General features: G+C 71.8%; 13 protein-coding genes. 9 read left to right on the top strand and 4 right to left on the bottom strand.

The window, feature by feature from the left end:
• Positions 1 to 15: 15 nt before the first annotated feature.
• Positions 16 to 1,686 (bottom strand): bifunctional metallophosphatase/5'-nucleotidase, encoded by a 1,671-nt coding sequence (locus tag ACRB68_RS12645; RefSeq protein ID WP_153532712.1) that lies wholly within the window; start codon positions 1,684 to 1,686, stop codon positions 16 to 18.
• An 89-nt stretch (positions 1,687 to 1,775) separates the two neighbouring features.
• Between ACRB68_RS12645 and mshD the strand changes: the two genes are divergently transcribed.
• A complete protein-coding gene (gene mshD / locus ACRB68_RS12640; RefSeq protein ID WP_194293292.1) occupies positions 1,776 to 2,615 on the top strand; it encodes a mycothiol synthase in 840 nt (279 codons plus the stop codon).
• Here mshD and ACRB68_RS12635 read toward each other — a convergent pair.
• Together ACRB68_RS12635 and ACRB68_RS12630 are read right to left on the bottom strand one after the other, a co-directional pair.
• A complete protein-coding gene (locus ACRB68_RS12635; protein ID WP_153532710.1) occupies positions 2,561 to 3,787 on the bottom strand; it encodes a sensor histidine kinase in 1,227 nt (408 codons plus the stop codon). The two genes, mshD and ACRB68_RS12635, sit on opposite strands and share 55 nt — an antisense overlap.
• On the bottom strand, positions 3,784 to 4,440 hold the full coding sequence (locus ACRB68_RS12630; protein ID WP_328594127.1) for a response regulator transcription factor: 657 nt from the start codon (positions 4,438 to 4,440) through the stop codon (positions 3,784 to 3,786). The genes ACRB68_RS12635 and ACRB68_RS12630 overlap by 4 nt, the downstream gene beginning before the upstream one ends.
• 114 nt (positions 4,441 to 4,554) lie before the next feature.
• Here ACRB68_RS12630 and ACRB68_RS12625 point away from each other — a divergent pair, with 114 nt between their 5' ends.
• The 8 genes from ACRB68_RS12625 to pstB all read left to right on the top strand — a co-directional run bounded on the left by ACRB68_RS12625 (position 4,555) and on the right by pstB (position 12,303).
• Entirely contained in the window at positions 4,555 to 5,127 is a 573-nt protein-coding gene (locus ACRB68_RS12625) for a hypothetical protein (RefSeq protein ID WP_194293291.1), read from the top strand.
• Complete coding sequence (locus ACRB68_RS12620; RefSeq protein ID WP_207709674.1) at positions 5,124 to 6,173, top strand: peptidoglycan-binding protein; 1,050 nt, start codon at positions 5,124 to 5,126, stop codon at positions 6,171 to 6,173. The genes ACRB68_RS12625 and ACRB68_RS12620 overlap by 4 nt, the downstream gene beginning before the upstream one ends.
• Positions 6,170 to 6,859, top strand: coding sequence for an ABC transporter ATP-binding protein (locus ACRB68_RS12615; RefSeq protein WP_153532708.1), 690 nt, complete (start codon positions 6,170 to 6,172; stop codon positions 6,857 to 6,859). Before ACRB68_RS12620 ends, ACRB68_RS12615 begins: the two co-directional genes overlap by 4 nt.
• Positions 6,856 to 8,058, top strand: coding sequence for an ABC transporter permease (locus tag ACRB68_RS12610; protein ID WP_328594126.1), 1,203 nt, complete (start codon positions 6,856 to 6,858; stop codon positions 8,056 to 8,058). The genes ACRB68_RS12615 and ACRB68_RS12610 overlap by 4 nt, the downstream gene beginning before the upstream one ends.
• Positions 8,059 to 8,407: 349 nt before the next feature.
• A complete protein-coding gene (pstS, locus tag ACRB68_RS12605; protein WP_328594125.1) occupies positions 8,408 to 9,508 on the top strand; it encodes a phosphate ABC transporter substrate-binding protein PstS in 1,101 nt (366 codons plus the stop codon).
• A gap of 155 nt (positions 9,509 to 9,663) precedes the next feature.
• Complete coding sequence (gene pstC, locus ACRB68_RS12600; RefSeq protein ID WP_153534710.1) at positions 9,664 to 10,581, top strand: phosphate ABC transporter permease subunit PstC; 918 nt, start codon at positions 9,664 to 9,666, stop codon at positions 10,579 to 10,581.
• Positions 10,578 to 11,483, top strand: a complete 906-nt coding sequence (gene pstA, locus ACRB68_RS12595) for a phosphate ABC transporter permease PstA (RefSeq protein ID WP_153532707.1) — start codon at positions 10,578 to 10,580, stop codon at positions 11,481 to 11,483. Before pstC ends, pstA begins: the two co-directional genes overlap by 4 nt.
• 43 nt (positions 11,484 to 11,526) lie before the next feature.
• The gene (gene pstB, locus ACRB68_RS12590; protein ID WP_153532706.1) at positions 11,527 to 12,303 is read left to right on the top strand and encodes a phosphate ABC transporter ATP-binding protein PstB; all 777 of its coding nucleotides are present in this window, start codon (positions 11,527 to 11,529) and stop codon (positions 12,301 to 12,303) included.
• 108 nt (positions 12,304 to 12,411) lie between these two features.
• Here the strand turns inward: pstB and ACRB68_RS12585 are convergent, their stop codons facing one another.
• The gene (locus ACRB68_RS12585; RefSeq protein WP_153532705.1) at positions 12,412 to 13,125 is read right to left on the bottom strand and encodes a winged helix-turn-helix transcriptional regulator; all 714 of its coding nucleotides are present in this window, start codon (positions 13,123 to 13,125) and stop codon (positions 12,412 to 12,414) included.
• Positions 13,126 to 13,157 lie beyond the last annotated feature (32 nt).

The following is a 13,157-nucleotide window of genomic DNA, read 5'->3' as shown; positions in this document are numbered from 1 at the left end:
CTGGGGTAATGCGGGTTACTTGCCGGTGATGCGGTCCAGGGTGGGTGGGGCGATCGGGGAGTTGCCGCCGAAGTAGGCGATCAGCGAGTCCAGGTCGATCGGGCCGAGGACGGCGTCCTTGCCCTCGGTGAAGGTGGTGAAGCCGTCACCGCCGCCGAGCAGGAAGTTGTTGGCGGCGACCTTGTAGGTGGCGGCCGGGTCGACCGGCTTACCGTCGATGGTGATGTCCGAGACGCGGTCGCCGACGGGGCGGGTGCGGTCGATGGTGAAGTGCAGGTTCGCGGAGGGCTGCAGGATCTTCTCGCCGGCGGGCGTCCACTGCTGCTCCAGCGTCTGGTCCAGCTGGGCGCCGGTCAGGGTGGTGACGCCGACGATGTTGCTGAACGGCTGGACGGCGAACGCCTCGCCGTAGGTGACGACGCCGTCGCCCTCGGCGCCGCTGGCCTTGTAGACGAGCTCGGTGCGCACGCCGCCGGGGTTGGTGACCGCGATCTGGGCGCCCTTGTCCTTGACGGCCGCGAGCTGGGCGTCGGCGATGACGTCGCCGAGGGGGGTCTCGCCGGCGGCGGACGGTTTCCGGTCGAGGTCGGCGGTGATCTTGCCGATGGGCTTGTTGGCGACCGGGGCGACCCGGTCCTTCCAGGTCTGCACGAAGGTCTGCGTCGCCGGGTCGGGCGCGATGTCGCGGGTGACGACGTGGTTGTCGCCCTTCAGGGTGGAGCGGTCGACGTCGCGCGTCCACCGGTTCACCTTGAAGTCGACCTGGGAGATGACGCGCCCGAACGAGGAGCCGGAGGAGTACAGCCGCGGCTGCCCCTTCGGGTCGGTGACCGAGCACAGGTACTGCTGGTGGGTGTGGCCGGCCAGGACGACGTCGATGTCGGCGTCGGCCTCCTTGGCGATGCGGGTGCCCGCGCCCGGGACGACGCCGCACGCGTCGGGCCGCTGCCCGAGCGGGGTCTGGTCGCCCTCGTGGACGAGCAGGACCATCGCGTGCACGCCGAGCCGCTTCAGCTGGGCCGCGGACCGGTTGGCCGAGGCGACCTCGTCGTCGAAGGTCAGGCCCTTGATCCCGTCGGCGGTGACGATCGACGGGGTGGTCTTGGTGACCACGCCGATGAACCCGACCGGCACGCCGTTGATCCAGCGGATCGTCCACGGCTTGAGGATGGGCCGGCTGCCCTTGGTGACGTTGGCGGCCAGGTAGTCGAACTTGGCGCCGCGCCACCTGCCCGCGGGGGAGCAGCCGTCGACGGGGTGGCAGCCGCCGTTCTGGATGCGCTGCAGTTCCTTGTAGCCCTCGTCGAACTCGTGGTTGCCGACGGCCGACGCGGTCACGCCGATGTTGCCGAGGAACTCCACCGACGGCTCGTCGTGGTAGGCGGCGGAGATGAGCGGCGACGCGCCGATCAGGTCGCCCTGCGCCACGGTGAGGGTGTGCTTGTTCGCCAGCCGCTTGAGGTGGGCGGCGATGTAGGCGGCACCGCCCGCCGGGACGGTGTTGCCGTTCTCGTCGACGGCGTTGCCCGAGTTGCCGGTCGGCGGCTCCAGGTTGCCGTGGAAGTCGTTCAGCGCGAGCAGCCGCACGTCCACGGTGGGGGCGGGCTTGGCCGCGGCGGGCTGCGCCGCGAGGCCCGCGATCGCCAGGGCCGCGGCACAGGCCAGGGTGATGCGTGGTCGGATCATGACCTGCAGGGTAAAGATCCCTGGCATACGGACATCGGCATCTCTGTGACAGTTTCATGTCGTTTTCGCCAGGAACTAAGCTTTCGATCATGAGTGCGCCGCCGGAGTCCCAGATCCTCGCCCTCGTCGACGCGGCCGCCGCCGCCGACGGGGTCGGCCCGCTGTCGGAGCACGCGCTGCTCGCGCTGCGCAACGGCGCGCCCGGCCGGACCGTCGTCGAGGACGGCGTCGTCGTCGGCTACGCGCACCTGGACCCGGCGACGGAGGAGGAGAGCGCCGCCGCCGAACTGGTCGTTCATCCCGAGCACCGGCGGCGCGGCCATGGGCGCGCGCTGCTGCGCGGCCTGCTGCAGGACGCCGCTCCGCTGCGTGTCTGGGCGCACGGCGACCTGCCCGCCGCCGCCGCGCTCGCCGCGTCCGAGGGCATGGAACGCGTCCGTGTCCTGTTCCAGATGCGCCGCCCGGCCGCCGAGCCGCTGCCCGCCCCCGACATCGCGGACGGTGTCACGCTGCGCACGTTCGTCCCGGGCCAGGACGAGGAGGAGTGGCTGAAGGTCAACGCCGCCGCGTTCGCGCACCACCCCGAGCAGGGCGCCTGGACGCTGGACGACGTGCGCGCGCGCGAGCGGGAGGGCTGGTTCGACCCGGCGGGCTTCTTCCTCGCCGAGCGCGACGGCCGCATCGCCGGCTTCCACTGGACCAAGGTCCACCCGGACGGGCTCGGCGAGGTCTACGTCGTCGGCGTCGACCCGTCCGCGCAGGGCCTCGGTCTCGGCCGCGCCCTCACCCTGGCCGGCCTGCACCACCTGCGCGACCGGGGCGTCCCGCAGATCCTGCTGTACGTGGACGAGTCCAACGCCGCCGCCGTCCGCCTCTACCGCTCGCTCGGCTTCTCCCCCCACACCGTGGACGTCATGTACGGCTCGTGAGCCGGCAGCCGGACGGTGACGGTGAGGCCGCCGCCGGGCCGGGGGGCGGCGTGCACCGTGCCGCCGTGCGCGGTCGCGGTGGCGCGCACGATCGACAGGCCGAGCCCCGAGCCGCGGTCGGAGTTCAGCCGGTCGGTGCCGAGGCGCCGGAACGGCTCGAAGATCGTCTCGATGTCGTAGGGCGGCACCACCGGGCCGGTGTTGGCGACGACCACCTCGGCGGCGCCGTCGCGGGTGCCGGTGGCCACGGTGATCTCGCCGTCGTCGTGGTTGTGCCGGACGGCGTTCTCCACCAGGTTCTGCACCAGCCGCTCCAGCAGGATCGGGTCGCCCGAGGCGGGCGCGGCGCGCAGGTCGCGGGCGACGGCGATGCCGCGCCCGGCGGCCTCGGCGGCGGCCTGGTCCAGCACGTGCCCGGCGACCTCGGCCAGGTCCAGCGGGCGCGCGTCGACGACGGTGTTCTCGCTGCCGGCGAGCGTCAGCAGCCCGTCGATGAGCCGCTCGTGCCGGTGGTTGACCACCAGCAGCGAGGCGCCGAGCCGCTTGACGTCCTCGGTGGCGTCGGCGCGGCGCACCGCCACGTCCACCAGGGTGCGGTTGATGGCGAGCGGGGTGCGCAGCTCGTGCGAGGCGTTGGCGACGAAGCGGCGCTGCCCGTCGAAGGCGCGGGCGAGCCGGCCGAGCATGGTGTCGAAGGTGTCGGCGAGCTCCTTGACGTCGTCGCGGGGCCCGCCGTAGGCGATCCGCTCGGTGAGGTCGTGGCTGCGCGCGACCCGCCGGGCGGTCTCGGTGATCTGGTGGACGGGCCGCAGCGCCCGGTCGGCGAACAGCCAGCCGAGCCCGAACGCCGCGACCGTCACCACGCCGAGCGCGATGCCGCCCTGGGTGAGCAGCGAGCTCAGCAGCTCGCGCTGGGCGTTGTCCTTGGTCTGGACCAGGACCTGGCGCACCTGCCCGTCGGAGAAGGCGGTGCCGCCCGGCGGCACCGGGCCGAGCTGGTCGGCGGGGGCGATCCCGGTCCCCAGGGTCTTGATCTGCGCGCCGGGCGGCTCCAGGGTCGCCTTGACCAGGAAGTAGGTCAGGGCCAGCAGCACCAGGCCGCCGAGCAGGAACAGGCCGCCGTACAGCAGGGTGAGGCGGCCGCGGATGGTGAGGCGCGGAAGAGCGGTCATGGGATGCGGTACCCCGTTCCCGGGACGGTCTCGATGAGGGGCGGGTCGCCGAGCTTGCGGCGCAGTTTCATCAGGGTCACCCGGACGGTGTTGGTGAACGGGTCGGTGTGCTCGTCCCAGACCTTCTCCAGGAGCTGCTCGGCGGAGACGACCTTGCCGTCCGCGCGCAGCAGCTCGGCCAGCACACCGAACTCCTTGCGGGCCAGGTGCACGTAGCGGCCGTCCCGGTAGACCTCGCGGCGGGACGGGTCGAGCCGCACGTCGGCGCGCTGCAGCAGCGGCGGGTCGGCCGGGCGCGCGCGCCGCGCGAGGGCGTGGATGCGCGCCACCAGCTCCTCGAACGCGAACGGCTTGGTGAGGTAGTCGTCCGCGCCGAGCCGCAGGCCGTCCACGCGCGCGCGCACCGCGCCCGCGGCGGTGAGCATCAGCACCCGGACGTTCGCGCCCGAGTCGATGACCGCGCGGCAGACGTCGTCGCCGTGCACGACCGGCAGGTCGCGGTCCAGGACGAGCACGTCGTAGTCGTTCACGCCGAGCCGTTCCAGGGCGGCGTCCCCGTCGTACACCACGTCCACCGCCAGGGCCTCGGCGCGCAGGCCTTCGGCGATGGAGTCGGCGAGCATCCGCTCGTCCTCGGCGATCAAAACCCGCACGTGCCACCGTCCCTGTCCGCGGTCCAAGGCCACAGCCTGCCCCGCCGGGCGTAACGCCCGCATAACCGCGTTCGGTTACACCGGGGTTATCGGGCGGCGGCTGGACTGCTGCCCATGAGAACACGACAGCGCATCGCCGCCCTGGCCCTGCTGCCGGCCCTCCTGTTCGGGACGTCGGCCTGCTTCTGGGACGGCGGCGGCAAGAACGCGGCGACCGGTCCCGGCAAGGGCACCGACAACGCCGAGCAGGGGCGCAAGTTCGCCAAGTGCATGCGCGAGCACGGCGTGGACATGCCCGACCCCGACGCCGACGGCAAGGTGAAGATGAAGGCGGGCGACGGGCACGGCGTCAAAGGCGGCCAGGTCCCCGAGGGTGGCATCGGCAAGCTGGAGCAGGCCGAGAAGGCCTGCCGGCACCTGGCCCCGAACGGGGGGAAGCCGCCGAGCAAGGGCGACATCGCCGCCATGCAGAAGCACGCCAAGTGCATGCGCGAGCACGGCGTGAACATGCCCGATCCCGACTCCAGCGGCAAGGTCAAGGTCGAGCGGAAGGCGGGCGAAGGCGACGGCGGCCCGGCGGTCGATCCCGAGAGCGCGGAGTTCAAGTCGGCCGAGAAGGCGTGCCGCCAGCTCGAGCCGAAGCGTCCCGGCGGAGACGAAAAGGGGCTCAACGGGAGCAAGGAGTGAACCGCAGACGCGCCGTTGCCACCGGTGTCACCGGGGTGGCCCTGATCGGCGTCGCGGGCCTGGCCACCGCCGGGCTCGGCGGCGGCGGCGGGGGAACCCCGGCCGCCGGGCGCAGCATGCTGCCGCCCGCGACGGCGCAGGTCGAGCGGACGACGCTGGTGGAGTCGCAGAAGGTGAGCGGCACCCTCGGCTACGGCGACACCACGACCGCCAGTGGGGGCGGCGGTCAGGGGGTCGTCACCTGGCTTCCGGCGGCCGGCAGCGTGGTGACCCGCGGGGACACCGCCTACAAGGTGAACAACAAGCCCGTGCCGCTGCTGTACGGGAGGCTGCCGCTGTTCCGCAAGCTGTCCGACGGCGCGAAGGGCACCGACGTCCTGCAGTTCGAGCGGAACCTCAGCGCCCTCGGGTACGGCGGGTTCACCGTCGACAAGACCTACAGCTCCGCCACGGCCGCCGCGGTGAAGCGCTGGCAGGAGGACCTCGGCCTGGACGAGACCGGCGAGGTGAAGCCGGGATCGGTGCTGATCGCGTCCGGCGCGCTGCGGGTGGCCGAGCACCGGGCCTCCGTCGGCGACCGCCTCGGCGGCGCGCTGTACACCTACACCGGCACCAGGCGGGTGGTGAGCGTGGACCTGGACGTGAAGTACCAGCGGTTCGCCCGCAAGGGCGCCGAGGTGACGATCGACCTGCCCGGCGGCGGCACCGTCAAGGGAAGGATCGCCAGGGTGGGCAAGGTCGCGACCAAGGCCAAGGGCTCGGAATCGACGACGATCGCGGTCACCGTCGCGGTGCGCGGCGGCTCGCTCGGCTCCTACGACAAGGCGCCGGTCGACGTGCACCTCACCACCGCCAGGCACGCGGACGTGCTGGCCGTGCCGGTCGCCGCGCTGCTCGCCCGGACCGACGGCGGCTACGCGGTGCAGGCCGTGGACAACGGCCGCACCCGCATGGTGCCGGTGGAGACCGGCGTGTTCAGCTCCGGCAAGGTCGAGGTCTCCGGGCAGGACGTCGCCGAGGGCATGAAGGTGGGGGTGCCCGCATGAGCCCGGTCGTGGAGCTGCGCGGGGTGAGCCGGAGCTACCCCGGCGGGGTCACCGCGCTGGACGAGGTGACGATGAGCGTCGAGGCGGGGGAGCTGGTCGCGATCGTCGGGCCGTCCGGCTCGGGCAAGTCGACGATGCTGAACCTGCTCGGCACGCTGGACCGGCCGAGCGGCGGCACCGTCCTGATCGAGGGCCGGGACGCGTCGCGGCTGCCCGACCGGCGGCTGTCGGCGCTGCGCGGCCGCCGGATCGGGTTCGTGTTCCAGCAGTTCCACCTCGCGCACGGCGTCCCGGCGCTGGACAACGTCGCCGACGGCCTGCTGTACGCCGGCGCCCCGCTGTCCGCGCGGCGCCGCCGCGCCCGCCGGGCGCTGGAGCGCGTCGGCCTCGGGCACCGGCTGGACCACCGGCCGCACCAGCTGTCGGGCGGCGAGAAGCAGCGGGTCGCGATCGCCCGCGCGGTCGTCGGCGAGCCGGCGCTGCTGCTGGCCGACGAGCCGACCGGCGCGCTGGACTCGGCGTCGGGCGCGGAGGTGATCCGGCTGCTGCACGAGCTGGCGGCGGGCGGCACCACGGTCATCCTGATCACCCACGACCGGGACATCGCCGCGACCGCGCCGCGCCAGATCCGGATGCGCGACGGGCGCATCGTGCACGACGACGCGCTGGCGGAGGCGGGGCGGTGAAGGGGGGAGCCAGCGACGAGGTCCCGTCCCGGCTGCGGCCCCGCGACGTGCTGCGCGTCGGCGCGGCGGGCCTGCGCGCCCGCCCGCTGCGGGTGGTGCTGTCGGCCCTCGGCATCGCGATCGGCATCGCCGCCATGGTCGGCGTGGTGGGCATCTCCACCTCCAGCCGGGCGCAGCTGCAGGCCACCTTGGACCGGCTCGGCACCAACCTGCTGACGGCCGCGCCCGGCAAGGACCTGTTCGGCGACGACACCAAGCTGCCCACCGCGGCCGTCGGCATGATCTCCCGGGTCCCGCACGTGGAGTCGGCGTCGGCGACCGGCACCGTCGACGCCAAGGTGTACCGCAACGACCGCATCCCGGCGCTGGAGTCCGGCGGGATCAGCGTCCTCGCGGCCCGGCTCGACCTGCCGCGCACCGTCGGCCTGGAGCTGGCGGCGGGGTCCTGGCTGAACGCCGGCACCGCCCGCTACCCGGCGGTCGTGCTCGGCTCGGGGACGGCGAGCCGGCTCGGCGTCGTCACGCCCGGCACCCAGATCTGGCTCGGCGAGCAGTGGTTCACCGTCGTCGGCATCCTGAAGCCGGTGCCGCTCGCCGCGGAGCTGGACTCGGCCGCGCTGGTCGGCTGGGAGGCGGCGGCGGACCGGCTCGGCTTCGACGGCCACCCCTCCACGATCTACACCCGCGCGGAGAAGGCGTACGTCGGGCGGGTGCGGGAGCTGCTGGCGGCCACCGCCAACCCCGAGTCGCCGAACGAGATCGAGGTGAGCCGCCCCTCCGACGCGCTCGCCGCGCAGAACGCCGCGGACAAGACCTTCACCGGCCTGCTGCTCGGCCTCGGCGGGGTGGCGCTGCTGGTCGGCGGGGTCGGGGTGGCCAACACGATGGTCATCTCGGTGCTGGAGCGGCGCGCCGAGATCGGGCTGCGGCGCTCCCTCGGCGCCACCCGGGGCCAGATCAGGCTGCAGTTCCTCACCGAGTCCCAGCTGCTGGCAGCGCTCGGCGGGGTCGGCGGCGTCGCGATCGGCATCGTGGTCACCGCGGCCTTCGCCGCCTCCCAGGACTGGCCGACGGTGGTGCCGCTGTGGGCGATGGCGGGCGGCGTCGTGGCGACGCTGTTCATCGGCGGCGTCGCGGGCCTGTACCCGGCGATCCGGGCGGCGCGGCTCGCCCCCACCGAGGCGCTCGGCGCCCCCTGACCCGGCCCGGCCGCACGGCCGGGCCGGTGACCGCCGATACGGTGCGGACGGGCCGCCCGTCTTCGCCGTATCGGCGGTCTGGACCGGTCCCGCCACCTGCGCGAAAGTCCCCCTGTTGTTGGCCTTTCAGGGGGTTTGACCTGGGGTGTTAACCCGGAGGACACGGCATATCAGGGTATTTTTCGTGACCCTGCCCGGTTCGATTCATCTTCCGTTCACCTGGTTCAGGGTGTACGGACATCTCCCCTGCTTAGCGTCGAATCCGACGGCGAACCCATCCATCCGGACAGACGGGTCCAGTGACCCGCCCGGGGACGCCGCCCGACGAAACTAACGAGGAGATCCTCCGGTGAAGAACGGTTCTCGGCTGGCCGCCCTGGGTGGCGTGGTCGTTGCGGGGGCCCTGGCCCTCTCCGCTTGCGGCAGCGACAACGGCGGCGGCACCAACGCCAACGCCCCCGCCGGTGACATCGACTGCGCCAAGGGCACGGTGAACGCCGCCGGCTCCAGCGCGCAGAAGAACGCCATCGAGGAGTGGACCAAGATCTACGCGCAGAAGTGCGCGGGGGCCAACCTCAACTACAACCCGAACGGTTCGGGTTCCGGCATCCAGCTGTTCAACCAGAAGCAGGTCGCCTTCGCCGGCTCGGACTCGGCGCTGAAGCCCGAAGAGGCCACCGCCGCCAAGCAGCGCTGCGCGGGCAACAACGCCCTCAACCTGCCGATGGTGGTCGGCCCGGTCGCGGTCGTGTTCAACGTCAAGGACGTGACCGACCTCAAGCTGGACGCCGAGACCATCGCCAAGATCTTCTCCGGCAAGATCAAGACCTGGAACGACCCGGCGATCGCCAAGCTGAACGACGGCGCCAAGCTGCCGGCCACCCCGATCAAGCCGATCTACCGGTCGGACGAGGCGGGCACCACCGACAACTTCACCAAGTACCTCAACACCGTCGCGCCGAGCGTGTGGACCTGGGAGCACGCCAAGAAGTGGCCGAACTCCACCGGCCAGGGCGCGCCCAAGTCCGACGGCGTGACCACGCAGGTCAAGAGCACCGACGGCGCCATCTCCTACGTCGAGATGTCCTACGCCACGCAGAGCAAGCTCAGCATGGCCAAGGTCAAGAACGGCGCCGGTGAGTTCGCCGAGCTGAGCCCCGACAGCGCGTCCAAGACGCTGGCCGGCGCCCAGGTCGTCGGCACCGGCAACGACCTCGCGCTGAAGATCGACTACAAGACCAAGGAGGCCGGCGCCTACCCGATCGTGCTGGTGACCTACGAGATCGCCTGCGAGAAGGGGCTGGAGGCCGACCAGGCCAAGTTCGTCAAGTCCTTCCTGACCTACACCTCCAGCGCCGACGGCCAGAAGATCCTCACCAACCTGGGCTACGCCCCGGTTCCCGCGAGCGTCCTCACCAAGGTCCAGGCGTCCGTGAAGGCCCTGTCCTGACCACTGGACCGAACACCGGCAGCCCCGGCACCGAGGACCTCGGTGCCGGGGCCAAGCCCGGTTCGCCCACCGGTAACCGAGGAGGAAACCCCGTGACCAGCGACACCGGCGTGCACGCCCAGGCCCAGGCCAGGCACCGCGCCACCGGACGGCCGATGAGCACCGGCCGGCTCGGCGACAAGATCTTCGTTTCCGCCGCGCGCGGCTCGGGGATCCTCGTGCTCGTCATCATGGCCGCCATCGCCGTCTTCCTGGTCTGGAAGGCGATCCCGGCGCTGCAGAAGAACGAGGCGAACTTCCTCACCTCCGAGGCCTGGAACCCCAACGCGACCCCGCCGAAGTTCGGCATCGCCCAGCTGGCGTTCGGCACCGTCGTGTCGTCCCTGCTGGCCATGCTGATCGCCACCCCGGTCGCCATCGGGATCGCGCTGTTCATCTCGTTCTACTCCTCGCGCAAGCTGGCCGCCGCGCTCGGCTACGTGGTCGACCTGCTCGCCGCCGTGCCGAGCATCGTGTACGGCCTGTGGGGCGTGGCGGTGCTGGTCCCGCACATGGAGGGCATCTCCAAGCTGATCAACGCGGTGCTCGGCTGGATCCCGCTGTTCGGCGGCGACGGCGTCGGCAAGGCCTCGGTCTTCACCGCCGGCGTGGTGCTGGCCATCATGATCCTGCCGATCATCTCCTCCATCTCCCGCGAGGTGTTCCTGCAGGTCCCGCGGGCCAACGTGGAGGCCGCCCTCGCGCTCGGCGCCACCCGCTGGGAGATGATCCGGCTGTCGGTGCTGCCCTACGGCCGCTCCGGCATGATCGGCGCCTCGATGCTCGGCCTCGGCCGCGCGATGGGCGAGACGATCGCCGTCGCGCTGGTGCTGACCTTCGTGCCCGGCATCAACATCCACATCCTGCAGGACGGCGGCGCCACCTTCGCCTCCAACATCGCCAACAGCTTCGGCGAGGCGTCCCAGACCGGCCGCAGCGCGCTGATCGCCTCCGGCCTGGTGCTGTTCGTCATCACCCTGCTGATCAACATGGCCGCCCGCGCCGTCGTGGCGCGCCGCAAGGAGTTCGCATGAGCGCGCTGACCACCCCCGGCGAGCGCCGCGGCGCGACGCTGAGCCCGGTCTCCCCGCGGCGCAAGATCACCGACCGCGCGGTGCAGGGCCTGGTCTACCTGGCCTTCGCGCTGGCGATCATCCCGCTGGTGTCGGTGCTGTGGACCGTCATCGGCCACGGCCTGGCCCGCCTGGACGCCGACTTCTTCCAGTTCTCCATGAACGGCGTCTCGGGCAAGGACGCCGGCGGCGGCGCCTACCACGCCATCGTCGGCACCCTGGAGCAGGTCGCGATCACCACCGTGATCGCGGTGCCGATCGCGGTGCTCACCGCGGTCTACCTCATCGAGTACTCCGGCAACGGCCGCCTCGGCAAGGTCATCAGCTTCTTCGTCGACGTGATGACCGGCATCCCCTCCATCGTGGCCGGCCTGTTCGTGCTCGCGCTCTGGCTGCTCACCTTCGGCTTCGACTTCTCCGGCTTCGCCGGCTCGCTGGCCCTGGCCATCCTGATGATCCCCACGGTGATCCGGGCCACCGAGGAGATGCTCAAGCTCGTCCCGAACGACCTGCGCGAGGCCTCCTACGCGCTCGGCGTGCCGCGCTGGCGCACCATCGTGTTCGTGGTGCTGCCGACCGCGCGTACCGGCATCGTCACCGGCGTCATGCTGGCCGTCGCCCGCGTCATGGGCGAGACCGCGCCGCTGCTGCTCACCATCTTCTTCACCAAGGCGATCAACACCAACGCCTTCGACGGCCCCCAGGGCTCGCTGCCCACCTTCATCTGGGAGCAGATCGCCGACTCCAACGCCACCGCGCACGACCGCGCGTGGACCGGCGCGCTGGTGCTGATCGCCCTCATCATGCTGCTCAACCTGGCCGCCCGCCTGCTGGCCCGCGGCGCCCGTACGACCGGCCGCTGAGCCGCCCCAGACCCGGCAAGACCCCGATAGGAGCATCCACCCCATGGCCAAGCGGATCGAAGTGTCCGGGCTGCACGCCTACTACGGCGGCGTCCACGCCATCGAGGACATCTCGATGACGATCGAACCGCGCTCGGTGACGGCGTTCATCGGGCCGTCGGGCTGCGGCAAGTCCACCTTCCTGCGCACGCTGAACCGGATGCACGAGGTCATCCCCGGCGCCCGCGTCGAGGGCAAGGTCATGCTGGACGACGAGGACCTGTACGACTCCTCCGTCGACCCGGTCGCGGTGCGCCGCACCGTCGGCATGGTGTTCCAGCGGCCCAACCCGTTCCCCACCATGTCGATCTACGACAACGTGGCGGCCGGGCTGAAGCTGAACGGCGTCCGCAAGAAGGCCCGCCTGGACGAGATCGTCGAGGAGTCGCTGCAGGGCGCCAACCTGTGGAACGAGGTCAAGGACCGCCTCGGCAAGCCCGGCGCCGGCCTGTCCGGCGGCCAGCAGCAGCGCCTCTGCATCGCCCGCGCCATCGCCGTGCAGCCGCAGGTCCTGCTGATGGACGAGCCCTGCTCGGCCCTCGACCCGATCTCCACCCTCGCCATCGAGGACCTGATCGGCAAGCTCAAGAACCTGTACACGATCGTGATCGTCACGCACAACATGCAGCAGGCGGCGCGGGTCAGCGACAAGACGGCGTTCTTCAACATCGCCGGGACCGGGCAGCCGGGCAAGCTGATCGAGATCGACGACACCAGCAAGATCTTCACCAACCCGGAGCAGAAGGCCACCGAGGACTACATCACGGGCCGGTTCGGCTGATGCCGTGCGGGGGGCGACCCCCCGCACCCCCGGAAAGGCGGACCCGGAGTCTTGCGGAGGGTGCGCGAACAGAGATCCCGGTGTCCTTGGACACCGGGATCTTCGTTCTCAGGTGGCGACGGGGGCCGCTTCTTCGGTTTCGCCGGGGCGGTGGTCCGGGACGAAGCGGTAGCCCACGTTGCGGACCGTGCCGATCAGGCTCTCGTACTCGGCGCCGAGCTTGGCCCTCAGGCGGCGGACGTGGACGTCGACCGTGCGGGTGCCGCCGAAGTAGTCGTAGCCCCAGACCTCCTGGAGGAGCTGCGCGCGGGTGAAGACGCGGCCCGGGTGCTGGGCCAGGTACTTCAGCAGCTCGAACTCCTTGAAGGTCAGGTCCAGGACCCGGCCGCGCAGGCGGGCGGTGTAGGTGGCCTCGTCGATGGTGAGCTCGCCGCTGCGGATCTCGCCGGGGACGTCGTCGGCCTCGCCGAGCGCGGCGCGGCCGACGGCCAGGCGCAGGCGCGCCTCCACCTCGGCGGGGCCCGCCGACTGGAGCAGCACGTCGTCCAGGCCCCATTCGGGGCTGAGCGCGGCAAGGCCGCCCTCGGTGACGATCGCCAGCAGCGGGCAGTCCAGGCCCGTGGTGCGCAGCAGCCGGCAGAGGCTCTTGGCCTGCACCAGGTCGCGGCGGGCGTCGACGATCACCATGTCGGCGGACGGCGCGTCGATCAGCGCCGAGCCTTCCGCGGGGGCCACGCGCACCGAGTGCAGCAGCAGCCCGAGCGCGGGCAGGATCTCGTCGGAGGGTTCCAGTGCATTGGTCAGCAGGAGCAAGCTGCTCAAGTGCCGCCTCCTCGCCCATCAGGGTGTCCAGC

The sequence above is a fragment of the Actinomadura macrotermitis genome (assembly GCF_009604375.1).
Lineage (GTDB): Bacteria > Actinomycetota > Actinomycetes > Streptosporangiales > Streptosporangiaceae > Spirillospora > Spirillospora macrotermitis.
Note: the sequence above shows the minus strand (reverse complement) of the source record. Positions and strands in the feature narration are given on the sequence as shown.

What these genes read in the sequence shown, in the direction of transcription:
- ACRB68_RS12645 (WP_153532712.1), bottom strand. Translation starts at nt 1,686, where the DNA reads ATGATCCGACCACGCATCACCCTGGCCTGTGCCGCGGCCCTGGCGATC.
- mshD (WP_194293292.1), top strand. Translation starts at nt 1,776, where the DNA reads ATGAGTGCGCCGCCGGAGTCCCAGATCCTCGCCCTCGTCGACGCGGCC.
- ACRB68_RS12635 (WP_153532710.1), bottom strand. Translation starts at nt 3,787, where the DNA reads ATGACCGCTCTTCCGCGCCTCACCATCCGCGGCCGCCTCACCCTGCTG.
- ACRB68_RS12625 (WP_194293291.1), top strand. Translation starts at nt 4,555, where the DNA reads ATGAGAACACGACAGCGCATCGCCGCCCTGGCCCTGCTGCCGGCCCTC.
- ACRB68_RS12615 (WP_153532708.1), top strand. Translation starts at nt 6,170, where the DNA reads ATGAGCCCGGTCGTGGAGCTGCGCGGGGTGAGCCGGAGCTACCCCGGC.
- pstC (WP_153534710.1), top strand. Translation starts at nt 9,664, where the DNA reads ATGAGCACCGGCCGGCTCGGCGACAAGATCTTCGTTTCCGCCGCGCGC.
- pstA (WP_153532707.1), top strand. Translation starts at nt 10,578, where the DNA reads ATGAGCGCGCTGACCACCCCCGGCGAGCGCCGCGGCGCGACGCTGAGC.
- pstB (WP_153532706.1), top strand. Translation starts at nt 11,527, where the DNA reads ATGGCCAAGCGGATCGAAGTGTCCGGGCTGCACGCCTACTACGGCGGC.